Genomic DNA, 22,638 nt, shown 5'->3' with positions numbered 1-22,638 from the left:
TGCCGCCCGGCGGGCGGCCAGGGCGCCGCGCGCCCGGTCAGTCCAGCGACTCCGGGGACTCGCCGTCCCCGTTCTGCATGGCGCACATGCGCGCGTACCAGCCGCCCTGGGCCAGCAGACCCGCGTGGTGCCCCTGTTCCACAACGCCCCCGTCCTTCATGACCACGATCAGGTCCGCGTCGCGGATGGTGGACAGGCGGTGGGCGATGATCAGCACGGTGACGCTGCCCTCGGCGCGCAGCTCGGCCAGCACCTTCTGGATGTCGCGCTCGGTCTCGGAGTCCAGGGCGCTGGTGGGCTCGTCGAGGATGAGCACGCTGGTCTGCTGGAGGAACACGCGCGCCAGGGCCAGGCGCTGCTTCTGCCCGCCGGAGAGCAGGACCCCGCGCTCGCCCAGCCGGGTGTCCAGGCCCTCGGGCAGGGCGCGCACGAAGGCCGCCGCCTGGGCCCGCTCCAGGGCCTCCCAGAGCTGCTCCGGGCTGGCCTCGGGGTTGGCGAAGCGCAGGTTCTCGGCCACGGAATCGTCCAGGATGGCAGCGTCCTGCGACACGTAGGCCATGCTCTTGCGCAGCGAGGTCAGGTCGAATTCCGCGCCGTCCACCCCGTCGTAGAGCACGCGGCCCTGCCCGGGCACGCGCAGGCGGATGACCAGGTCGGCCAGGGAGGTCTTGCCCGCGCCGGAGCGGCCCACCAGGGCCGTGACCCTGCCTGCGGGGATGTCCAGGGTCACGTCGCGCAGGGCGGGCCGGGCGGCGTTGTCGTAGGCGAAGGTCACGCCCTCGAAACGGATGCCCTGGCGCAGGTGCGCAAAGGGCCGCCCGCCCCCGCCCGGCTCCTGCTGCGCCGCGAAGGCCGTGAATCCCTCGACGACCGTCGCCCGGCTGCCGGCAGAAGCCTGGAAGGACTGGCGCGACTTCATGACCTCCTTGGTCAGGGGCAGCAGGCGCAGCAGGATGAGCACGAACAGCCCGACCTCGGCCAGCCCCATGCCCAGCACGCCCACGGCCACGGACAGGATGATGCCGCCCACCAGCAGCGCCAGGACCTCCATGATCAGCTCCACGCTGGCGTTGATCTGCGCCAGGCGGTAGAGCAGGCCGCGCACCCGGCCCGAGGCCCGGCGCGCGCTGGCCGCCTCGCGGTCCGCCGTGGCGGTGAGCTTGATGAGCCGGAAGCCGCCCAGGCGTTCGAGCACCATGCGCGAATACGCGGCGTTGGCGTCGGTGGTCCGGTAGCTGTAGTCGCGCGTATGGCGCACGAAAAAGGCCACCACCACCGCCGAAACGCCCAGGCAGGCCGCAGCCAGCAGGGTCAGCGGCACGGACAGCCACAGCAGCACGCCGAAAAAGCCCAGCACCACCACGCCGTTGGAGATCATCTGGAACAGCGTGGAGTAGCTGACCGCCGCGCGCTGGGCCTCGGTGGTCAGCAGGTTGATGATCGTGCCGCTGGACAGCAGCGTGAAGCGGCCATAGTCCAGGGCCATGCAGGCGGCGAACAGCCGGGAGCGCGCGGTGTGCAGAACGGTCTGGCCCAGCCAGGCGGTGTAGACCTGGCGCGCGTACATGGCCCCCGTGCGCAGCAGCATCATGCCCACAGCCGCCACCAGCAGCGCGGTGAGCGTCACCTCCATGTCCATGCGGCGGAAGGCCTCGACGAGCCAGGCCCACATCCACGACTGCGCGGCCAGGGCCTCCAGGTCGCGGCCCTTCTCCACGAACTCCAGCACCGGCAGGAACATGGCGATGCCAAAGCCCTCCAGCAGGGCCGCCAGGGCGGAGAGCCCGAAAAACAGGGCCACGCGCGGCCCGGTCAACCCGAAGATGCGCAGCCGGGGCGGCGCCTGCGCGTGCCCCTGCTGACTGGAAACCGTCTTTTCGTTCACACGACCTTCCAATGCGGCCTGCGCATGTACACGTCTTTGCTGGCCTCGAACTCCCGGGGCCCGACGACCATTGTTCTGATTTTCCGATTGATCTTCGTTTCGGCCACGGCGCAGAGCTGCTCCAGCCGGACCCTGTCCACATCGCCCACCACCAGCACGTCGATGATGCCCGAGTCGCGGCCCTCGGCGTAGTCGTCCAGCAGGTACACGGCCTCGAACTGCCCGACCTTGGTCAGGATCTGGTCCACGATGCGGTCGATGCCCAGGGTCTTGCGCACGATGGAATGGATTTCCGGAAAAAACGGGTGCCTGGTGTTGGCCGCGTAGTAGACGCTGCGGCCCTGCTGCTCGCGCTCCAGGTATCCGGCGCTGGTCAGGCTGTCCAGTTCCTCCTTGATGGCCGAGGGCGCCACGGCGAACTCCTTGGCCAGCTCGCGCAGATAGCACGAAACGCTGGGGTTCAGGAACAGCTTGAGCAGCAGCTTGACGCGCGTCTTGGAGGTGAACAGCTCGGTGAGCATGGTATCCGGGAATTACGCCTGCGGAAACGATGTTGTCAAGAAAAACCGATCGAAATCGATTTGCGGCGCCCGGGCCCTGCGGGGGCAGCGCCCCGGCCCGCGCGGGCCGTCCGCTCGCCGTGCCCCGCACCCCGGGCCCGGGCCCCGCACCGTGTTTGACATGCCCCCCGGGAGCGGATACAGCCCGGTCAACACGCTACGGAGGTCCGCGCCATGCGCGAAAGAGTCGAACAGGCCCTGGCCAAGGTCCGCCCCGCCCTGCGCGCCGATGGCGGCGACGTGGAGCTGGTGGAGGTCACGCCCGAGGGCGTGGTCCGCGTGCGGCTGACCGGCGCCTGCAAGGGCTGCCCCATGGCGGGCCAGACCCTGCGCCTGGGCGTGGAGCGCGTGGTGCTCAAGGAAGTTCCCGAGGCCGTGCGCGTGGAGGCCGCCTAGCCCCCGCCGTCCGTTCCCGCTTTTCTTTGTATGATAATGAGCGCGCCCCGGGCCGCGCCCGGAGCGAAAGCGGCGGCTACGCCTTTTCGCCCCGGCGGTCAAAAGCCCGGCGACCCGCGCCACACCTGCATCCGGAGACGTCTATGAGCAAGGTGGTCACCAGGTTCCCCCCCAGCCCCACGGGCTTTCTGCACATCGGTGGCGCGCGCACCGCGCTGTTCAACTGGCTCTTCGCCCGGGGCCGGGGCGGCGAGTTCGTCCTGCGCATCGAGGACACCGACCAGGCCCGCTCCACCCCCGAAATGACCCAGGCCATCGTGGACGGCATGACCTGGCTCGGCCTGAACTGGGACCACGGGCCCTACCTGCAAAGCGACCGCACCGAGCTGTACAACCAGTACATCGAGCGGCTCATCGCCTCGGGCCACGCCTACTACTGCGACTGCACCCCCGAGGCCGTGGACGCCATGCGCGAAACCGCCAAGGCCGCAGGCAAAAAGCCCAAGTACGACGGCAGCTGCCGCAACAGGAACCTGGGCCCCGGCCCGGGCCGGGTGGTCCGCTTCCGCGCGCCCGAGGGCCTGTGCGCCTGGGCCGACATGGTCAAGGGCCCCATGGAAATGGACTTCGAGGAGATGGTGGACGACTTCGTCATCCGCCGGGGTAACGGCTCGCCCATGTACAACCTGGCCGTGGTGGTGGACGACGCCGAAATGGGCGTGACGCACATCATCCGCGGCGAGGACCACCTCTCCAACACGCCCAAGCAGATCGCCCTGTACCTGGCCCTGGGCCTGCCTGTGCCCGCCTTCGGGCACCTGCCCATGATCTTCGGGCCCGACCGCAAGAAGCTCTCCAAGCGCCACGGCGCCATGAGCGTCATGGAATACGAGGCCATGGGCTTCCTGCCCGAGGCCGTGGTCAACTACCTGCTGCGCCTGGGCTGGGGCCACGGCGACCAGGAGCTGTTCACCCGCCAGGAGATGATCGAGCTGTTCTCCGAAAAAGGCCTGGGCACCTCCCCGGCCATGTTCGACATGGCCAAGCTCGAAGCCGTGAGCGCCCATTACATCAAGGAAGCCGACCCCGCGCGCCTGGCCGGGCTGCTGCCGCGCTTCCTGGCCGAGCTGGGTGTGGCCGACCCCGACCCCGCGCGGCTGGCGGCGGCGGTGCCGCTCTACCAGCCCCGGGCCAAGACGCTGCGCGAAATGGCCGAGGGCATGGCCTTCTTCTTCGCGCCCGACCAGGCCCTGGAGCACGACGCCGAGGCCCTGGCCAAGTTCGTCACGCCCGAAAGCGCGCCGCTGCTGGAGGCCGCCGCGCGGCTGGTGGAAGAGGCCCCGGTGTTCGAGCCCGAGCCCCTGGAAGAGAGCTTCAAGACCTGGCTGGACGGCCAGGGTCTGAAGTTCAAGGCCGTGGCCCAGCCGGTGCGCGTGGCCCTGTCGGGCCGCACGTTCTCGCCCGGGCTGTTCGAGATGATGCTCGTGCTGGGCCGCGAGTCCACCGTGCGCCGCCTGCGCCGGGCCGCAGCCCTGGCCGGGGCCTAGCCCCGCACCCCCCGCAACCCCGGAGGCCGCGTGGACGCCATCTTCATCATCGGCGCGTCGGGCCACGCCAAGGTGGTCATCGACATCGTGGAACGCCAGGGCCGCTGGCGCGTGGCGGGGCTCATCGACGCCCGGTTGCCCGCCGGGGCCGTGCACTTCGGCTGCCCGGTGCTGGGCGACGAGGCCGCCCTGGCCGAGCTGGCCCGGGCCCACGGGGTGCGCGCGCTGCTGGTGGCCGTGGGCGACAACGCCGTGCGCGCCCGGGTGGTGGAGCGCGCCCAGACCCTGGCCCCGGAGCTGGCCTTCGCCACGGCGGTGCACCCGGCAGCCAGCGTGGCCCGGGGCGCCGAGGTCGGCCCGGGCAGCGTGGTCATGCCCGGAGCCGTGCTCGGGCCCGACGCGCGCGTGGGGCGCCACTGCATCGTCAATACCGGCGCCATGCTGGACCACGACGGGGTGCTGGACGACTACGCCAGCCTGGGCCCCGGGGCGGTGCTTGGCGGCAACGCGCGCGTGGGCGCCTTCGCCCATGTGGGCCTCGGAGCCTCGGTGATCCACGGCGTGACCGTGGGCGAACACGCCGTGCTGGGCGCGGGCGCCGTGGCCGTGCGCGACGTGCCCGCGCGGGTGGTGGCCCTGGGCATCCCGGCGCGGGCCGTGCGCGGGCGCGAGCCCGGCGAACGCTACTACTAGCGCGGAGGCGCGCGGAGAGAGAAGCCTGAGGACGGTGCGTGCTCCTTGGGGTTGATTGGCCTCCGGCGGCTTAAGGGCCGTGGGCCCTTAAGAATCCCATTCGGGGTGGGCGTGGCGGCGCGCCCACCCAATGCGGGATCCTCAAGGGGCGTGCCCCTTGAGCCGCCGGAGGCTCATCAACCCGGAGGATACGCGCACCGTCCCCAGGCTTCCCGCCGCAGCGGGCGGCGCACAACGCGAAAAGCCCCGCCGGGGTTGCCGGGCGGGGCCTTTTCGTCGGTATGGACGCTGGCGCGGGCTAGGAGGCGGCCTGGGCCGGGGCCTTGGCCACGGGCTTGGCCACGGCGCCGGAGCGGATGCAGCGGGTGCAGACGTTCATGCGCTGCACGGAGCCGTTGTCCAGCTGCACGCGCACGTGCTGCAGGTTGGGCATGAAGCGGCGCTTGGTCTTGTTGTTGGCGTGGCTGACGTTGTTGCCGACCTGGGGGCGCTTGCCGCAGATGTCACACGTATGGCTCATGGGGTGGTCCTCCTTTATTCCCGGCGGCGTGGCTCTGGGCCCGCCGCTGCGCGATTTCGGATATGCTCCGCCGGGGCCGCCCGGCCCGATCGGCCTTTCAGCCGCAGCGAATTTGCCTCTTTATATCTTCGCCGGAGAAAACGCAAGCGCTTTTGCCTTGACAACGTGACAATTTCGGATAGACCTAGGGCCTCGCGCGAGGCACAGCACCATGATAAAAAGCATTTGGCTGGACATTTCCGACATCCCGGCGGAAGGCCGGGAGTTTTCGTTTGACGACCAGGCGATCTGGACCGAACCCGCCGCCGCCTTCGGCGTGGACGTGGCCTTCGGCTCGCCCCTGGCGGCGGTCGTGCGCGTCTGGCCCCATGGCCGGGGCGCGACCATGTCCGGCAAGCTCACGGGACAGGTGACCCTGCCCTGCGCGCGCTGCGCCCAGCCCGCCCCCAGCCCCCTCGACCAGGACTTCGAGGTTTCCGAGGACCTGGACGACGAGGACGGCGCGGGCCAGCCCCTGCTGCGCGAGCGGGACGGAAAAATTGAACTTGACGCAGGGGCCGTCCTCTGGGAACAGTTCGTCCTCGCCCTGCCCGGCAAGCCCCTGTGCGCCCCGGGCTGCAAGGGCCTGTGCGCCACCTGCGGCGCGGACCTGAACCTTGAGCCCTGCGCCTGCAAGACCGAGGGCGGGGACCAGCGCCTGGCCGCCCTGCGCGGCCTGACCATCACCGGACGCAAGAACTAGCGCCGCCCCCGGGCGGACGCACGGGCCCCCGGGCCCGAATACGAGCAAACGAGGTAAACCACCATGGCTGTTCCCAAAAAGAAGACCTCCAAGTCCAGGAAGGGCATGCGCCGTGCCCACGACCACGTCGCCAAGCCCACCGTGATCTACTGCGAGTGCGGTGAGCCCACCGTGCCCCACCGCGTCTGCGCGAGCTGCGGCGTGTACAAGGGCAAGCAGATGATCGCCGTGGACAATGGCGAATAGCACCCCGCGCATCGCCGTGGACGCCATGGGCGGCGACCACGGCCCCGGGGTCAACGTCCCTGGGGCCCTGGCCGCCGCTCGTGAGCAGGGCCTGCGCCTGCTGCTGGTGGGCGACCAGACCGCGCTGGAAGCGGAACTCGCCCGCCACGACACCGCCGGGCTGGACGTGGAAATCGTCCACGCCTCGGAGGTTGCCGCCATGTCCGACAAGCCGTCGGACGTCTTGCGGCGCAAGAAGGATTCCTCCATCCAGGTGGCCTGCCGCCTGGTCAAGGAGGGCCGCGCCGATGGCGTGGTCAGCGCCGGGAACTCGGGCGCGTCCGTGGCCTGCGGGATGTTCGTCATCGGCAGGGTCAAGGGCGTGTTGCGCCCCGCGTTCGCGGGCATCCTGCCCACGGTGAAGAACCCCACGATCCTGCTGGACGTGGGCGCCAACGTGGACTCGCGCCCCGAGCACCTCTTCCAGTTCGCCTTTCTGGGCGACGTGCTGGCGCGCGACGTGCTGCGCTACGACTCCCCCCGGGTGGGCATCCTGTCCATCGGCGAGGAGGAGGGCAAGGGCAACACCCAGGTCAAGGAAGCCTTCGAGATGCTCAAGGCCTCCCCGCTGCGCTTCCTGGGCAACGTCGAGGGCCGCGACATCTTCACCGGCGACGTGGACGTGGTGGTCTGCGACGGGTTCGTGGGCAACGTGGCCCTCAAGCTGGCCGAAGGCCTGGCCTCCAACATGGGCAAGGTCTTGAAGCGCGAGCTGACCGGCAGCCTGCTGGGGCGCATCGGCACCCTGCTGGCCATGGGCCGCCTCAAGCGCTTCGCCCGTTTCGCGGACTATGCCGAATACGGCGGGGCCCCGCTTCTGGGGCTCCAGGGCATCGTCATCGTCTGCCACGGCGCCTCCAGCCCCAAGGCCATTTCCAGCGCGGTCAAGATGGCCGGGCGCTTCGTGGCCAGCGGCGCCAACGAGCACATCCGCCAGGCCCTCGAGGCGAACCGGGACCTCACCCGGACCTAGCCGGACGGGCGGGCCCCAGGCCGCACGGGCCAGCCGGGCATGCGCCTGCCGCCCGCCCCGGGGCGGGCCCGCCACGCCGCCAACATCAGGACAATCCACAATGCCAGCATATATTTGCGGAGTCGGATTCCACGTTCCCGCGCACACCGTCACCAACCACGACCTGGAACAGCGCGTGGACACCAGCGACGAGTGGATCGTCACCCGCACGGGCATCCGCCAGCGCCACATCAGCCAGGGCGAGCTGACCTCGGACCTGGGCGCCCAGGCCGCCCGCGCGGCCCTGGCCGACGCCGGGCTGACCGCGGACGCCGTGACGCACATCCTGTGCGCCACCTGCACCCCCGACTCCTACTGCCCCAACACCGCCACCCAGATCGCCCGCAAGCTCGACCTGCGCGGGCGCATGGCCGTGGACCTCAACGCCGCCTGCTCCGGCTACCTCTACAGCCTGCAGACCGCCCGGGCCCTGGTCACCCTGGACCCCAGGGCCGTGGTGCTGGTGGTGGCCTCCGAGGTGCTCTCCTCGCGCGTCAACTGGGCCGACCGCACCACCTGCGTGCTCTTCGGCGACGGGGCCGGGGCGGCCATCGTGTGCGGCGAGAAATCCGGGCGCGGCGTGGAGATCATCGACGCCCTGCTGGAATCCGACGGCCAGTACGGGGAGCTGCTGACCATCCTGGGCGGCGGCTCGGCCCGGCCCTATACCCTGGGCGAGCCCGTGGGTGAGGACTTCTTCATCCAGATGAACGGGCGCGAGGTCTTCAAGGTCGCCGTGCGCAGCATGACCGACGTGTGCCAGCGCATGCTCGCCCGCCACGGCCTGGGCGTGGACGACCTGGACATGTTCGTGGCCCATCAGGCCAATTTGCGCATCATCGAGGCCGTGGGCAAGAAGCTCGACCTGCCCGCCGAGAAGGTCTTCGCCAACGTGCAGCGCTACGGCAACACGTCCGCCGCCAGCGTGGGCATCGCCCTGGCCGAGGGCTGCGCCGACGGCACCTTCGGCCCCGGCCAGCGCGTGCTGCTGACGACCTTCGGCTCCGGGTTCACCTGGGGCGCGGTGCTGCTCCAATTTTAAACTGCGCCCGCAATGATGTTTGCCAAAGCCTGGAATAACAGGACATTCATGCCCAAGACTCCTGTTGCCCCCGCCGTTGATTTACGCTACAAACACGGCTTCGAGGCGAACCGGACAACCCCTCGCGCCCCGGGCGCGGCCAGACGCGGGCCCGAGCCCGGACAGACCACACCATGAGCGATCTTCCCAAGACAGCACTCGTTACCGGCGGCTCGCGGGGCATCGGCAAGGCCTGCGCCCTGCACCTGGGGGCCGACGGCTTCCAGGTCTACCTGACCTATGTGAGCCGCCCCGAAGAGGCCGAGCGCACCGTGGCCGAGATCGAGGCCGCCGGGGGCTCCGCCCGGGCCTTCCGGCTGGACCAGGGCGACCGCGCGGCCATCGCCGCCTTCTTCGCCGAGCACATCAAGGACAAGGTCCACCTCGCCGCGCTGGTCAACAACGCGGGCATGACCCGCGACGGCCTGCTCATCCGCATGAAGGACGAGGACTGGGACGCCGTGCTCGGCGTGAACCTCTCCGGCGCCTTCGCCTGCCTGCGCGAGGCCGCCAAGATCATGGGCCGCCAGCGCGCCGGGCGCATCGTCAACATGGCCTCGGTGGTCGGCCAGATGGGCAACGCGGGCCAGGCCAACTACGTGGCCTCCAAGGCCGGGCTCATCGGCCTGACCAAGACCGCCGCCCTGGAGCTGGCCCCGCGCGGGGTCACCGTCAACGCCGTGGCCCCGGGCTTCATCGCCACGGACATGACCGCCGAGCTGCCCGAAAAAATCACCGAGATGATGCTCGAGCGCATCCCCCTGAAGCGCCTGGGCAGCCCCGAAGACATCGCCGGGGTCGTCTCCTTCCTCGTTTCCGACGCCGCCGCGTACATGACGGGCCAGTGCCTGTCGGTCACCGGCGGCATGTACATGTAGACCCGAAGCAAACGGCGGGCACAATCCGCCACACAAAAAAATTGAAGACTGGAGGAACCATGTCCGTCGAAGCCAAAGTCAAAGAAATCATCGTGGACCAGCTGGGCGTTTCCGCCGACGAAGTGAACAACGACGCCTCCTTCGTCGAGGACCTGGGCGCCGACTCCCTGGACCTGACCGAGCTGATCATGGCCATGGAAGAGGAGTTCGGCATCGAGATCGACGACGACGAGGCCCAGAAGCTCGTCAAGGTGCAGGACGCCATCGACTACATCGCCAACAACAAGTAGGGCCACGCCCTGCCGCTGCCCTTCGCGGAGCGTCTTGTGGCCCGGGCAGGGTCATGAGACGCTTCCGTTTTCTCCGTCAACCCCACCCCGATGAGCCGCCCCACAGGGCTCAAGCGAGGACGTATGAACAGGAAAAGGGTAGTCGTTACCGGACTTTCCGCCATCACCCCCATCGGTAACGACCTGGAAACGAGCTGGGAGAACCTGCTGGCCGGCGTCAGCGGCGTGGGCCCCATCACGCGCTTTGACGCCTCCGACTTCGCCACCACCATCGCCGCCGAGGTCAAGGGCTGGGACGCCACCGCGCACATCCCCTTCAAGCAGGCCAAGCGTATGGAGATCTTCACCCAGTACGCCGTGGCCTGCTCGCAGGCCCTGCTGGCCCATGCGGGCCTGGCCATCACCGAGGCCAACGCCCCCCGCACGGGCACCATCCTCGGCTGCGGCCTGGGCGGCCTGGAGACCATCGAAAACCAGCACGCCAAGTACATGGAAGGCGGCTCCCGGCGCATCTCGCCCTTCTTCATCCCCATCGTCATCGGCAACATGGCCCCGGGCCAGGCGGCCATCTTCACCGGCGCCAAGGGCCCCAACCTGGCCATCACCTCGGCCTGCGCCTCGGGCACCCACGGCATCGGCTACGCCTTCAGCGAGATCGCCCTGGGCCGCGCCGACGCCATGATCACCGGCGGGGTGGAGTCCACCATCAGCCCGCTGGCCGTGGGCGGCTTCTGCTCCATGAAGGCCATGAGCACCCGCAACGACGAGCCCGCCCGCGCCTCGCGCCCCTTCGACAAGGACCGCGACGGCTTCGTCATGGGCGAGGGCTGCGGCATGCTGCTGCTCGAGGAGCTGGACCACGCCCGCGAGCGCGGCGCGACCATCTACGCCGAGGTCGTGGGCTTCGGCGCCTCGGCCGACGCCTACCACATGACCGCCCCGCCCGAGGACGGCTCGGGCATGGCCCTGGCCATGACCGCCGCCCTGCGCGAGGCCCAGGTCTCGCCCGCCGAGGTGGACTGCATCAACGCCCACGGCACCAGCACCTTCCTGAACGACCTGTGCGAAACCCGGGCCATCAAGACCGTGTTCGGCGCCCACGCCAAAAACGTGGCCATCACCGCCAACAAGTCCATGATCGGCCACCTGCTGGGCGCCGCGGGCGGCGTGGAGGGCGTGTTCTCGGTGCTGACCCTGCACCACGGCGCCATCCCGGGCACCGTGAACCTCGACGCCCCCGGCGAGGAATGCGACCTGGACTACACCGCCCAGGGCACCGTGCGCCGCCGCGTCAACTACGTGCTGTCCAACTCCTTCGGGTTCGGCGGCACCAACGGCTCGGTGCTGTTCAAGCGTTTCGAGGGCTAGCGGGCCCGCCACGGGCCCGCAGGGCCCGCGCAACAGAGCATCAAGGAAGGAAACCGCGATGGAAGAACTGTTCCTGCAAGACCGCGAGGTGGCCAAGGCCGTCACCCAGGAAATCGACCGCCAGATCCACAACGTGGAGCTCATCGCCTCGGAGAACTTCACCTCCCCGGCGGTGCGCCAGACCATGGGCAGCGTGCTGACCCACAAGTACGCCGAAGGCTACTCGGGCAAGCGCTACTACGGCGGCTGCGAATACGTGGACATCGTCGAGGACCTGGCCTGCGACCGCGCCAAGGCCCTGTTCGGCTGCGCCTACGCCAACGTGCAGCCGCACTCCGGCTCCCAGGCCAACATGGCCGCCTACTTCGCGGCCTGCGAGCCCGGGGACACCGTGCTGGCCATGGACCTGTGCCACGGCGGCCACCTGACCCACGGCAGCCCGGTGAACTTCTCCGGCAAGCTCTACGACATCAAGGCCTACGGCGTGGACCGCGAGACCGGGCGCATCGACTACGACGCCCTGGAGAAAACCGCCAAGGACTGCCGCCCGAAGATGATCATCGCCGGGGCCACCGTGTACCCGCGCATCATCGATTTCGCGCGCTTCCGGGCCATTGCCGACGAGGTGGGCGCCACGCTGATGGTGGACATGGCCCACATCGCCGGGCTCATCGCCGCCGGGGTGCACCCCACGCCCATGGGCCACGCCCACATCGTGACCACCACCACGCACAAGACCCTGCGCGGCCCGCGCGGCGGCATGATCCTCGCCGACGACCCCGACCTGGGCAAGCGCCTGAACTCGCAGATCTTCCCCGGCATGCAGGGCGGCCCGCTGATGCACGTCATCGCCGCCAAGGCCGTGGCCTTCGGCGAGGCCCTGCGCCCCGAGTTTGCGACCTACCAGCGCCAGGTGGTGGCCAACTGCCAGGCCCTGGCCCAGCCCCTGCTGGCCGCCGGGTTCGACCTGGTTTCCGGCGGAACGGACAACCACCTGATCCTGGTGGACCTGACCAACAAGAACATCACCGGCAAGGACGCCCAGATCGCCCTGGACAAGGCGGGCATCACGGCCAACAAGAACACCGTGCCCTTCGACACCCGCTCGCCCTTCGTGACCTCGGGCATCCGCCTGGGCTCGGCGGCCATGACCACGCGCGGCTTCAAGCAGGCCGACATGGAGCAGGTCGGCCAGTGGATCGTGGACGCCCTGGCCGATGTGACCAACGAGGCGCGCCTGGGCGAGATCAAGGCTGCGGTGCGCGGCTACACGAGCCGTTTCCCGCTCTTCACCTGGTAGCGCGCCCGGCCCGCGCCGGGGCGGCCCCCCGCCCCGGCGCGCGGACCCGGCACCCGGGCCGCGCATTGACATCAAGCCCCCCGGCCCCCGGGCCCGGAGGTGGAGGCACATGCACACGCGAATGTCCTGGCCCGACTATTTCATGGGCATCACCTACCTGGTGGCCGAGCGCTCCACCTGCACCCGGCGCAAGGTCGGCGCCGTGGCCGTGCGCGACAAGCGCATCCTGGCCACGGGCTACAACGGCGCGCCCAGCGACACGCCCCACTGCCTGGACATCGGCTGCCTGCGCGAGGAACTCGGCGTGCCCTCGGGCCAGCGCCACGAAATCTGCCGCGGCCTGCACGCCGAGCAGAACGTGATCATCCAGGCCGCCCTGCACGGCGTGAGCATCCGCGGCGCGGACATCTACTGTACCACCCAGCCCTGCCTCATCTGCACCAAGATGCTCATCAACGCCCAGGTGGTGAACGTCTTTTTCGCCGAGGCCTACCCCGACCCCCTGGCCGAACGGATGATGGCCGACTCCGGCGTGACCTTCACGCGCATCGCCTATGCACGCCCCTAGCCACGAGGACTTCATGCGCCAGGCGGCGGCCCTGGCCCGCCTGGGCCGGGGCGCCACGGCCCCCAACCCCTGCGTGGGCGCGCTGCTCGTGCGCGGGGGCGAGGTGCTGGCGCAGGGCTGGCACCAGCGCTACGGCGGGCCCCACGCCGAGCCGCAGTGCCTGGCCGACGCCCGGGCCAAGGGCGTGGACCCGGCAGGCTGCACCCTCTACGTGACCCTGGAGCCCTGCAACCACCAGGGCAAGACCCCGCCCTGCACCCGGGCCATCCTGGAAGCGGGGGTGCGCGAGGTGGTGGCGGGCATGGCCGACCCCAACCCCGTGGCCGGGGGCGGGGCGGACTTTTTGCGCGCCCACGGCGTGGCCGTGCGCCTGGGGGTGGAAGAGGCCCTGTGCCGCGACCTCGTGGCGGATTTCCTGGTCTGGCAGCGCACGGACCGGCCCTACGTCTACCTCAAACTGGCCGGCACCCTGGACGGGCGCATCGCCACGCGTACGGGGCACTCGCGCTGGGTCAGCGGGGCCCAGTCGCGCGCGGCGGTCCACGCCCTGCGCGCGCGCTGCCAGGCGGTCATCGTCGGCGGGGGCACCCTGCGCGCCGACGACCCCCGGCTCACCGTGCGCCTGCCCGGCGACGTGCCCGCCCCCGGGCCCCAGCCCCTGGCCGTGGTGGTCACCCGCGCCCTGCCCGGGCCGGACGACTGCGCCCTGACCCGCGAACGCCCGGGCGAGACGATCTTCTGGACCGACGAGGCCGGGGCCGCAGGCGGGCGGGCCGACGCCCTGCGCGCGCGCGGCTGCCGCGTCTGGGCCCTGCCGCCCGTGCCGTCCGCCGGGGCGCCCGCCGCCCCGGGGCTGAACCTGGGCGCGGGCCTGGCCCGGCTGCGCGCCGAGTGCGCGGCGTGGTACGTGCTGTGCGAGGGCGGCGGGTCTTTGGCCTTGAGTTTCCTGCACGCGGGGCTTATGGACGAGTTCCGGCTCTTCGTGGCCCCCAAGGTCCTGGCCGACGGGCAGGCCCGGCCGCTGTTCGACGGCCTGGCCCCGCAGACCATGGACCAGGCCCTGGCCCTGCGCTGGACCGAGGCCCGGCCCAGCGGCGAGGACGTTCTGCTCATCTACCGCCCCCGGGAGGACGGCTAGCATGTTCACGGGACTGGTGGAATGCACCGGCACGGTGACCGGCCTGGAGCCGCGCGGCGCCCAGACGCGCCTGCGCGTGGCCCCGGCGGCCATGGGCGGCTTCACGCGCGGCGAGAGCATCGCCGTCAACGGCGCCTGCCTGACGGTGGAGGCCTTCGGGCCGGACTGGTTCTCGGCCTACGCCTCCGCCGAGACCCTGCGCGTGACCAGCCTGGGCGCGCTGCGCACGGGCGCCACGGTCAACCTGGAGCGCGCCCTGGCCCTGGGCGACCGCCTGGGCGGGCATCTGGTCTCCGGCCATGTGGACTGCCTGGCCGAGGTGGCCGCCGCCAGCCCGGCGGGCGAATCCATGGTCTACCGGCTGGCGTTTCCCGCCGCCTTCGGGGCCCAGGTCATCCCCAAGGGCTCCGTGGCCCTGGACGGCGTGAGCCTGACCGTCAACGCCTGCGGCGACGACTGGCTGGAGGTCAACGTCATCCCCGAAACCCGGCGGGTGACGACCATCGCCGCCTGGGCGCCGGGGCGGCGCGTGAACATGGAGACGGACTTGATCGGCAAGTACGTGCAGCGTATGCTCGGCCCCTGGGCCGCGCGGGGCGGGGCCCCCGGGGCCGACGCCCCGGGCGGCGCCATCACCGAGGACTTCCTGCGCAGGCACGGATTCTGATACGACACACCGGGGCCGGGCGCACCGCCCGCCCCTCGCGAGGACACCACACATGCCCATCGTCAAGGCCGAGGAGGCCATCGAGGAAATCCGCAAGGGGCGGATGATCATTCTTGTGGACGACGAGGACCGGGAAAACGAGGGCGACCTGACCATCGCCGCCGAATTCGCCACGCCCGAGGCCATCAACTTCATGGCCACCCACGGGCGCGGGCTGATCTGCCTGTCCATGGCCCCGCCGCTGGTGGAGCGCCTGCAACTGCCGATGATGACCACCAAGAACGAGTCGGGCTACGGCACGCCGTTCACGGTGTCCATCGAGGCCCGCCGGGGCGTGACCACGGGCATCTCGGCCTACGACCGCTCCACCACCATCCTCACGGCCATCAGCGACACCGTGAGCCCCGAGGACATCGTGACCCCCGGGCACGTCTTCCCCCTGCGCGCCAACCCCGCCGGGGTCCTGGCCCGCGCCGGGCAGACCGAGGGCAGCGTGGACCTGGCCAAGCTGGCCGGGCTGCGCCCCGCCGGGGTCATCTGCGAGATCATGCGCGAGGACGGCAACATGGCCCGCATGCCCGACCTCGTGGAGTTCGCCAAGAAGCACGATCTCAAGATCGCCACCATCCGCGACCTCATCGAATACCGCATGAAGTTCGGCAACATGGCCGTGGACAAGGTGGCCGAGGCGCGGCTGCCCTCGTGCTACGGCGGCGAGTTCACGGCCCACGCCTACCTCTCGCAGGTGGACGGCAAGGAGCACCTGGCCCTGGTCATGGGCAAGATCACCCCCGGCGAGCCGGTGCTGGTGCGCGTGCACAGCGAATGCCTGACCGGCGACGTGCTGGGCTCCATGCGCTGCGACTGCGGCGGCCAGCTCCAGGCGGCCATGCAGATGATCGCCGCCGAGGGCAAGGGCGTGCTGCTCTACATGCGCCAGGAGGGCCGGGGCATCGGCCTGTGCAACAAGATCCGGGCCTACGCCCTGCAGGACGAGGGCTACGACACCGTGGAGGCCAACCGCAAGCTCGGCTTCAAGGCCGACCTGCGCGACTACGGCATCGGCGCGCAGATCCTGGTCTCCCTGGGCGTGACCAAGATGCGGCTCATGACCAACAACCCCAAGAAGATCGTGGGGCTGGAAGGCTACGGCCTGGAGGTCGTGGATCGCGTGCCCGTGGAGATCACCGCCTGCCAGTGGAACCACACCTACCTGGAAACCAAGAAGACAAAGATGGGCCACCTCCTGCACCTGGACGCGGAAGACAAGCGCGCCTAGGCCCCGTGGCCCCATCCCCCAAGGAGAAAACGCAATGCACCATATCAAGACCATCGAGGGCCAGTTCCAGGCCCAGGGCCTGCGCTTCGCCCTCGTGGCCGCCCGCTTCAACGACTTCATCGTGGACCGCCTGGTGGGCGGCGCGGTGGACTACCTGACCCGCAACGGCGCCACGCGCGAGAACATGACCCTGGTGCGCGTGCCCGGGGCCTTCGAGATGCCCCTGGCCGCCAAGAAGCTGGCCGCCAGCGGCAACTACGACGGCGTGATCTGCCTGGGCGCGGTCATCCGTGGCGCCACCCCGCATTTCGACTTCGTGTCCGGCGAGGCCGCCAAGGGCATCGCCCACGCCATGCTGGAAACGGGCGTGCCCATTGGCTTCGGCGTGCTGACCACCGACACCCTGGAGCAGGCCATCGAGCGCGCCGGGTCCAAGGCCGGCAACAAGGGCGTGGAAGCGGCCTCGGCGGTGCTGGAAATGGTCCGGGTCATGGAGCAGCTCTAGCCCATGCACGCAACCAAGAAAGGTGGCCGCCGCTCGGGCCGCCGCCGCGCCTTCGAGGTGCTCTACGGGCTGTGCTTCGCCCCGCCCGAGGGCGATGACACGGCGCGCGCCGTGGCCCTGGCCCCCGAGGCGCGCCAGGAGCAGGACCAGGACACCCCCCCCGAGGCCTGCGACCCCTGCGACGCCGACGCCGACGGGCGCGACTCGGGCCGCGAGGAGTTCGCCCGGGCCCTGGTGGCCGGGGTCTGGGCCCGGCGCGACGAGCTGGACAAGACCATCACCGGCTTCTCGCAGCACTGGAAGCTGGCGCGCATCGCCCGCGTGGAGCTGACCATCCTGCGCGTGGCGCTGTACGAGATGCTCTACCTGGACGACATCCCGCTCAAGGTGGCCATCAACGAGGCCGTGGAGCTGGCCAAACGCTACGGCGACGACAACTCCAAGAACTTCGTGAACGGCATCCTCGACGCCGTGGCCAGGGCCGTGGAACATGGTGAACTTAGGGTTCGTTAAGGACGCCGCGCAGTGCCCCCGGGGCACGCCCCGCGTGGTGGTGGGCAAGGCGCCCGGCGGCGGCCCGACCCTGCGCGCGTGGCACGAGCGCCGCAGCCAGAGCGTCGAGCTGCGCTGGAACGTGGCCTGGGGCAGCGAGCTGGCCCAGTGGTCGCGGGACATGGCCCTGGCCCTGGCCGACCTGCGCTGGCCCGCCTGGAGCCTGGACGCCCAGAGCGTGGCCGACGCCGCCGAGCTGCCCCCCGGCCAGCGCCTCACGGGCTGGGGCCTGGAGTTCTGGGCCCACTACCGCACCGCCGGCGACGTGTACGTCATCATCGGCGACGACGGACGCAAGGCCGCCCAGCGCAGCGTGGACGCCTGGACCCGGGCCTTCGCCCATGTGGCCTTCGACCAGCGGCTCGACATCGACCTCCAGGTGCGGCACAAAACCGAGGAACTCAAGGACAAACCCGTGCGCAGGACGCTTTTCCGGCTGTTCCCCGCGCTGTTCAACCGCCAGTAGACGCCCCCGCAGGCGCAAGCAAGGAATTCCCATGCCCGAAAGCGTGTACGCCCCCGAGGCCATCGAGGCCAAATGGCAGAAGACCTGGGAAGAGCGCGGCATCTTCAAGGTCCAGGTCGATCCCTCCCGCCCCAAGTTCTACGTGCTGGAAATGTTCCCCTACCCCTCGGGGCGCATCCACATGGGGCACGTGCGCAACTACTCCATCGGCGACGTGGTGGCGCGCTTCAAGCGCATGCAGGGCTTCAACGTGCTGCACCCCATGGGCTGGGACGCCTTCGGCCTGCCCGCCGAGAACGCGGCAGTCAAGCACAACACCCACCCGGCCAAGTGGACCTACGAAAACATCGCCACCATGCGCACCCAGCTGCGCCGCCTGGGCTACTCCTATGACTGGGACCGCGAGCTGGCCACCTGCCACCCCGGCTACTACCGCTGGGAGCAGCTCTACTTCCTCAAGCTGCTGGAAAAGGGCCTGGCCTACCGCAAGAAATCGCCCGTGAACTGGTGCCCGAGCTGCCACACCGTGCTGGCCAACGAGCAGGTGGAGGAAGGCCTGTGCTGGCGCTGCGATTCCGCCGTGGAGCAGCGCGAGCTGGAGCAGTGGTTCCTGCGCATCACCGACTACGCGGGCGAGCTGCTCGACTGGCTGGACAAGCTGCCCGGCTGGCCCGAGCGCGTGCTGACCATGCAGCGCAACTGGATCGGCCAGAGCCTCGGCTCGGAGCTGGAATTCCAGGTCCAGGGCATGGACGAGCGCGTGGCCGTGTTCACCACCCGGCCCGACACCCTCTACGGCGCGACCTTCATGAGCCTGGCCGCCGAGCACCCCCTGGTGGAAAAGCTGCTGGCTGCCTGCCCCGACTCCGAGCTGGCCGAGCAGGCCCGGGCCTTCGTGCACAAGGTCCGCAACATGGACCGCATCGTGCGCGGCGCCGACGACCTGGAAAAGGAGGGTGTGTTCACCGGGGCCTACTGCGTGAACCCCGTCACCGGCGCGCAGATGCCCATCTGGGTCGCCAACTTCGTGCTCATGGGCTACGGCACCGGCGCGGTGATGGCCGTGCCCGCCCACGACCAGCGCGACTTCGAGTTCGCCCGCAAATACGGCCTGCCCATGCAGGTGGTCATCCAGCCCGAGGGCCAGACCCTGGACCCCGCGACCATGGACGCCGCCTACGCCGCCCCGGGCGTGCTGGTCAACTCCGGGCCCTTCGACGGCCTGCCCAACGAACAGGCCAAGGCAGCCATCACCGACCATCTGGCCCACAGCGGCCTGGGCAGGACCACCGTCAACTACCGCCTGCGCGACTGGAACGTCTCGCGCCAGCGCTACTGGGGCGCGCCCATCCCGGTGGTCTACTGCGAGCGCTGCGGCGTGGTGCCCGTGGCCGAGGCCGACCTGCCCGTGCTGCTGCCCCTGGACGTGAAGACCCTCCCCGACGGCAAGAGCCCCCTGCCGGAGACCGACAGCTTCCTGGCCGCCACCTGCCCCACCTGCGGCGGCCCCGCGCGGCGCGAAACCGACACCATGGACACCTTCATGGAGTCGTCGTGGTACTTCATGCGCTACGCCTGCGCCCGCGACGAGGCCACGGGCCTGGACCCCGAGGCCCTGAAATACTGGCTCAACGTGGACCTGTACATCGGCGGCATCGAGCACGCCATCCTGCACCTGCTCTACTCGCGCTTCTACGTCAAGGCCCTGCGCGACCTGGGCGTGGTGGACCTGGACGAGCCCTTCACCAACCTGCTGACCCAGGGCATGGTGCTCATGGACGGGTCCAAGATGTCCAAGTCCAAGGGCAACGTGGTGGACCCCGACGACATGATCCGCACCTACGGCGCGGACACCACGCGCCTGTTCTGCCTGTTCGCCGCGCCGCCGGAAAAGGACCTGGAGTGGAGCGAGCAGGGCGTGGAAGGCGCCTCGCGCTTCCTCAAGCGCCTGTGGCGGCTGGTGGACGAGCTGCTGCCCGTGCTCTCGCCCGTGGGCCCCTGCGCGGCCATGGACGGGGCCGCCCTCAGCGAGGCCGCCCGCGACCTGCGCCGCAAGGAGCACCAGACGGTGCAGAAGGTCCAGCGCGACATCATGGCCAACTTCCAGTTCAACACGGCCATCGCGGCGGTGATGGAGCTGGTCAACGCCCTGTACCTGGCCAAGGACGAGCTGGCGGGCGCAGCAGACGGCGCTCGGGCGCTCTCCTCGGCCATCAGCTCGGCCCTGGTGGTGCTCTCGCCCGTGGCCCCGCACCTCTGCGAGGAGCTGTGGCAGCGCATGGGCTACGACACCCTGCTGGCCAGCGCACCCTGGCCCGCCCACGACGAGGCCGCCCTGGCCGTGGACGAGGTCACGGTCATCGTGCAGGTCAACGGCAAGGTGCGCGGGCGCGTGGCCGTGCCCGCCGGGGCGGACGGCGCGCAGATGCAGGCCCTGGCCCTGGCCGAGCCCAACGTGGCCAAACACCTGGAAGGCCACACCGTGCGCAAGGTCATCACCGTGCCCGACAAACTCGTGAACATCGTGGTGGGGTAGCGTCATGCAACGGGTTCTTCACGTCCTGGCGGCACTGGCCCTGGGCCTGGTTCTGGCTTCCTGCTCCGGCTACCGCAACTCCGCCGAGCCGGACGCGCCGCTCAAGCTGCCTGCGGACTGCCGCAGCCTGTTTTTGCGCACCGTGACCAACCCGACCATGGCCCCCGGCCTGGAAGCCACCCTGCGCTCGGCCCTGCGCGACGAGCTGACCCGCCGGGCCCGCGTGGCCTGGGCCTCGCGCGAGGCCGCCACGGCCTATGTGGACGTGACCGTGCACCGCTTCACCTCCCAGACCTCGCTCACCGGCTCCGACGACGAGACCCTGAAATCCAGCGCCAGCATCTCGCTGACGGTGGAGATCTTCCGCCGCTCGGACGGCGCGCTGGTCTGGTCCGCCGACAAGGTCGGCGCCAGCGAGTCCTTCACCGGCAACGACCGGACCCAGGCCGAGGCCAACGTGCTGGACATGGCCGTGCGCCGCGCCGTGGACCGCATGGCCCAGAACTACTGACGGAGCGCCCATGGCCCAGCCCCCAGGCAGACCCGGCTTCAGCTTCCTGCTGTGCCCCGACCCGGAGCTGATCCGCCAGCGCCTGGACGCCCTGGTGGCCGAGCACGGCCAGGGCCGCCCCTGGGAGCGGCGCGTCCACTGGGGCGACGAGGAGCTGCCCGGCTCCTTCTGGGCCGACCTGACCGTGCCCGACCTCATGGGCACGCCCCGGCTGGTGGTCGTGCGCCGGGCCCACAAGCTGCTCAAGGAAACCTGGGACAAGCTGACCCAGCCCCTGGGCAGCTTCAACGCCGCCATCTGGCCCGTGTTCTGCCTGGAGGCCGAGGCCGACCGCAAGGGCCCCAAGCCCCCGGCGGTGCTGGTCAAGACCAGGTTCTGGCCCGTGGCCGAAAAGCGCGGCTGGGTCTGGACCTCCCCGGGCCTGACCCCCCAGGGCATGGAGGACTTCGTGCGCGCCCACGCCGCCCGCGCCGGGCTGACCGTCGCCCCCGACGCCCTGCGCGCCCTGTGCCAGGCCCTGCCCTGCGACGCCCTGGGCGCGAAGAACGAGCTGGACAAGATCGCCCTGGCCGCCGGGCCCGGCGGCGCCATCACCGGCGAGCACCTCGGCCTGGTCTCCTTCGAGGTGGGCATGGACGTCTTCGCCTTCATCGCCGCCATCATCGAGGGCCGCTCCAGCGATCAGGTCTGGAAGAAGGTCCTGGACAACCGCCAGACCAGCGCCAGCGACGACATCTTCTTCGCCTTCCTCTCCCTGCTCCAGCGCGAGGCGCGCCTGCTGTGGGAGCTGGCCAGCGGCGAGCCGCCCTCGGCCTGGATGCCCCCCGGCGCCCAGCGCGCCAAGGCCGAGGTGGCCCGGCGCGTGGGCCCCCGGGCCGCGGCCCGGGTCTTCGACCTGGCCATGCAGGCCGAATTCGGCGTCAAGACCGGCCAGCGCAGCCCCGAGCAGGCCTTCGAGGCCATGATCATGGGCCTGCACGCCGCATTCGGCGCCAAATCGGCCCCCGCGCGCCGCTAGCGCCCCTGTTTCGGGTTGAATCCCCCTCCCCATGCGGGTAGAAGTGGCCTTGGAGCCCGGTTTCCGGGCCAAACCACGCCAGCCCCCCTTGCCAGCCGGGCAGGAAGTGCTCATATGAAGCAGGAACCGCATTACACGGGCCACCGGGAGCGCCTGCGCGCCAGGCTGCTGCGCGACCCGCGCCAGCTCGCCGACTACGAGCTGCTGGAGCTGCTCCTGGGCCATGTGCTGCTGCGGCGCGACACCAAGCCCCTGGCCAAGGCGCTGCTGCAGCGCTTCGGCACCCTGCGCGAGGTGTTCGCCGCCCGGCCCGAGGACCTGCGGCGCGTGCCCGGCTTCGGCCCGGCCCTGGAGGCCTTCTGGGCCCTGTGGCGCGAAACCTGGGCCCGGCTCTCCGAGAGCCCCCTGCGCGAACGCCAGGTGCTCGACGGGCCGGACAGTGTGGCCGCCATGGCCCTGGCCCGCCTGGCCGACAGGACCACCGAGGAGTTGTGGCTGGCCCTGGTGGACGCGAAAAACAGGCTGGTGGGCTGGGAGCGCGTGGGCCAGGGCACGGTGGGCGAGGTGGCGGTGCCCGTGCGCGAGGTGCTGCACGCGGCCATCCGCTTCGAGGCCCACGGCATCATCCTGGTGCACAACCATCCGGGCGGCGACCCCGCGCCCTCGGAGAGCGACAGGCGCTTCACCCGCCGCCTGGACGAGGCGGCCAAGGCCCTGGGCCTGCGCCTGCTCGACCACCTGGTGGTCGCTTCGGGGGGCTATCTGAGCTTCAGGAGCCAGGGCCTGCTGGACTGACCGGCGGCCAGGGCAAGGACGAAACGGACGCACACCGGACAAGCGG

The 22,638-nt window shown here is 70.4% G+C and carries 25 protein-coding genes; 22 read left to right on the top strand and 3 right to left on the bottom strand.

The window, feature by feature from the left end:
- Positions 1-37 precede the first annotated feature (37 nt).
- Entirely contained in the window at positions 38-1,885 is a 1,848-nt protein-coding gene (locus G495_RS16790) for an ABC transporter ATP-binding protein (protein WP_051444907.1), read from the bottom strand.
- A complete protein-coding gene (locus tag G495_RS0100375; protein ID WP_028586176.1) occupies positions 1,882-2,406 on the bottom strand; it encodes a winged helix-turn-helix domain-containing protein in 525 nt (174 codons plus the stop codon). Before G495_RS0100375 ends, G495_RS16790 begins: the two co-directional genes overlap by 4 nt.
- Before the next feature lie 213 nt (positions 2,407-2,619).
- Here G495_RS0100375 and G495_RS0100370 point away from each other — a divergent pair, with 213 nt between their 5' ends.
- The 3 genes from G495_RS0100370 to G495_RS0100360 all read left to right on the top strand — a co-directional run bounded on the left by G495_RS0100370 (position 2,620) and on the right by G495_RS0100360 (position 5,081).
- Positions 2,620-2,841, top strand: coding sequence for a NifU family protein (locus tag G495_RS0100370; RefSeq protein WP_028586175.1), 222 nt, complete (start codon positions 2,620-2,622; stop codon positions 2,839-2,841).
- A gap of 143 nt (positions 2,842-2,984) precedes the next feature.
- Entirely contained in the window at positions 2,985-4,388 is a 1,404-nt protein-coding gene (gene gltX / locus G495_RS0100365; protein ID WP_028586174.1) for a glutamate--tRNA ligase, read from the top strand.
- Between the two features lie 30 nt (positions 4,389-4,418).
- Entirely contained in the window at positions 4,419-5,081 is a 663-nt protein-coding gene (locus G495_RS0100360; protein WP_028586173.1) for an acetyltransferase, read from the top strand.
- A gap of 298 nt (positions 5,082-5,379) precedes the next feature.
- On the opposite strand, the gene rpmB is transcribed toward G495_RS0100360, so the two are convergent.
- A complete protein-coding gene (rpmB, locus tag G495_RS0100355) occupies positions 5,380-5,601 on the bottom strand; it encodes a 50S ribosomal protein L28 (RefSeq protein WP_028586172.1) in 222 nt (73 codons plus the stop codon).
- Positions 5,602-5,812: 211 nt separating this feature from the next.
- On the opposite strand from rpmB, the gene G495_RS0100350 reads away from it, so the two are divergent.
- From G495_RS0100350 to radC, 19 genes are all read left to right on the top strand, one after another.
- Positions 5,813-6,343 (top strand): YceD family protein, encoded by a 531-nt coding sequence (locus G495_RS0100350; protein ID WP_035250340.1) that lies wholly within the window; start codon positions 5,813-5,815, stop codon positions 6,341-6,343.
- 63 nt (positions 6,344-6,406) lie between these two features.
- Positions 6,407-6,589, top strand: a complete 183-nt coding sequence (gene rpmF, locus G495_RS0100345) for a 50S ribosomal protein L32 (RefSeq protein WP_028586170.1) — start codon at positions 6,407-6,409, stop codon at positions 6,587-6,589.
- Entirely contained in the window at positions 6,579-7,601 is a 1,023-nt protein-coding gene (plsX, locus tag G495_RS0100340) for a phosphate acyltransferase PlsX (protein ID WP_028586169.1), read from the top strand. Before rpmF ends, plsX begins: the two co-directional genes overlap by 11 nt.
- Before the next feature lie 100 nt (positions 7,602-7,701).
- Complete coding sequence (locus tag G495_RS0100335) at positions 7,702-8,682, top strand: beta-ketoacyl-ACP synthase III (RefSeq protein WP_028586168.1); 981 nt, start codon at positions 7,702-7,704, stop codon at positions 8,680-8,682.
- 173 nt (positions 8,683-8,855) lie between these two features.
- Positions 8,856-9,599, top strand: a complete 744-nt coding sequence (fabG, locus tag G495_RS0100330; RefSeq protein WP_028586167.1) for a 3-oxoacyl-[acyl-carrier-protein] reductase — start codon at positions 8,856-8,858, stop codon at positions 9,597-9,599.
- Between the two features lie 59 nt (positions 9,600-9,658).
- Positions 9,659-9,889: an acyl carrier protein gene (acpP, locus tag G495_RS0100325; protein ID WP_028586166.1), complete on the top strand. Its 231-nt coding sequence runs from the start codon at positions 9,659-9,661 to the stop codon at positions 9,887-9,889.
- A gap of 123 nt (positions 9,890-10,012) precedes the next feature.
- Positions 10,013-11,257 carry a beta-ketoacyl-ACP synthase II gene (gene fabF / locus G495_RS0100320; RefSeq protein WP_028586165.1) on the top strand — a complete coding sequence of 415 codons (1,245 nt, stop codon included), beginning with the start codon at positions 10,013-10,015 and terminating at the stop codon, positions 11,255-11,257.
- Positions 11,258-11,315: 58 nt separating this feature from the next.
- Entirely contained in the window at positions 11,316-12,557 is a 1,242-nt protein-coding gene (gene glyA, locus G495_RS0100315; RefSeq protein ID WP_028586164.1) for a serine hydroxymethyltransferase, read from the top strand.
- A 109-nt stretch (positions 12,558-12,666) separates the two neighbouring features.
- A complete protein-coding gene (locus tag G495_RS0100310) occupies positions 12,667-13,125 on the top strand; it encodes a deoxycytidylate deaminase (protein WP_028586163.1) in 459 nt (152 codons plus the stop codon).
- Positions 13,112-14,263 (top strand): bifunctional diaminohydroxyphosphoribosylaminopyrimidine deaminase/5-amino-6-(5-phosphoribosylamino)uracil reductase RibD, encoded by a 1,152-nt coding sequence (ribD, locus tag G495_RS0100305; RefSeq protein ID WP_028586162.1) that lies wholly within the window; start codon positions 13,112-13,114, stop codon positions 14,261-14,263. The genes G495_RS0100310 and ribD overlap by 14 nt, the downstream gene beginning before the upstream one ends.
- 1 nt (position 14,264) lies before the next feature.
- On the top strand, positions 14,265-14,930 hold the full coding sequence (locus G495_RS0100300; protein WP_028586161.1) for a riboflavin synthase: 666 nt from the start codon (positions 14,265-14,267) through the stop codon (positions 14,928-14,930).
- Positions 14,931-14,982: 52 nt separating this feature from the next.
- Positions 14,983-16,209 (top strand): bifunctional 3,4-dihydroxy-2-butanone-4-phosphate synthase/GTP cyclohydrolase II, encoded by a 1,227-nt coding sequence (locus G495_RS0100295; RefSeq protein ID WP_028586160.1) that lies wholly within the window; start codon positions 14,983-14,985, stop codon positions 16,207-16,209.
- Positions 16,210-16,243: 34 nt separating this feature from the next.
- Positions 16,244-16,714 carry a 6,7-dimethyl-8-ribityllumazine synthase gene (gene ribH / locus G495_RS0100290; protein ID WP_028586159.1) on the top strand — a complete coding sequence of 157 codons (471 nt, stop codon included), beginning with the start codon at positions 16,244-16,246 and terminating at the stop codon, positions 16,712-16,714.
- Positions 16,715-16,717: 3 nt separating this feature from the next.
- A complete protein-coding gene (gene nusB, locus G495_RS0100285; RefSeq protein WP_028586158.1) occupies positions 16,718-17,227 on the top strand; it encodes a transcription antitermination factor NusB in 510 nt (169 codons plus the stop codon).
- Positions 17,205-17,732, top strand: a complete 528-nt coding sequence (locus G495_RS0100280; RefSeq protein WP_156939527.1) for a hypothetical protein — start codon at positions 17,205-17,207, stop codon at positions 17,730-17,732. Before nusB ends, G495_RS0100280 begins: the two co-directional genes overlap by 23 nt.
- 31 nt (positions 17,733-17,763) lie before the next feature.
- The gene (gene leuS / locus G495_RS0100275) at positions 17,764-20,268 is read left to right on the top strand and encodes a leucine--tRNA ligase (RefSeq protein ID WP_028586156.1); all 2,505 of its coding nucleotides are present in this window, start codon (positions 17,764-17,766) and stop codon (positions 20,266-20,268) included.
- A 4-nt stretch (positions 20,269-20,272) separates the two neighbouring features.
- Complete coding sequence (lptE, locus tag G495_RS0100270) at positions 20,273-20,779, top strand: LPS assembly lipoprotein LptE (RefSeq protein ID WP_028586155.1); 507 nt, start codon at positions 20,273-20,275, stop codon at positions 20,777-20,779.
- Between the two features lie 10 nt (positions 20,780-20,789).
- A complete protein-coding gene (gene holA, locus G495_RS0100265) occupies positions 20,790-21,797 on the top strand; it encodes a DNA polymerase III subunit delta (protein ID WP_028586154.1) in 1,008 nt (335 codons plus the stop codon).
- A gap of 114 nt (positions 21,798-21,911) precedes the next feature.
- The gene (gene radC / locus G495_RS0100260; protein WP_028586153.1) at positions 21,912-22,592 is read left to right on the top strand and encodes a RadC family protein; all 681 of its coding nucleotides are present in this window, start codon (positions 21,912-21,914) and stop codon (positions 22,590-22,592) included.
- Positions 22,593-22,638 lie beyond the last annotated feature (46 nt).

The organism is Desulfocurvus vexinensis DSM 17965, from assembly GCF_000519125.1.
Lineage (GTDB): Bacteria > Desulfobacterota > Desulfovibrionia > Desulfovibrionales > Desulfovibrionaceae > Desulfocurvus > Desulfocurvus vexinensis.
This window is presented reverse-complemented; position numbering and strand designations above follow the sequence as displayed.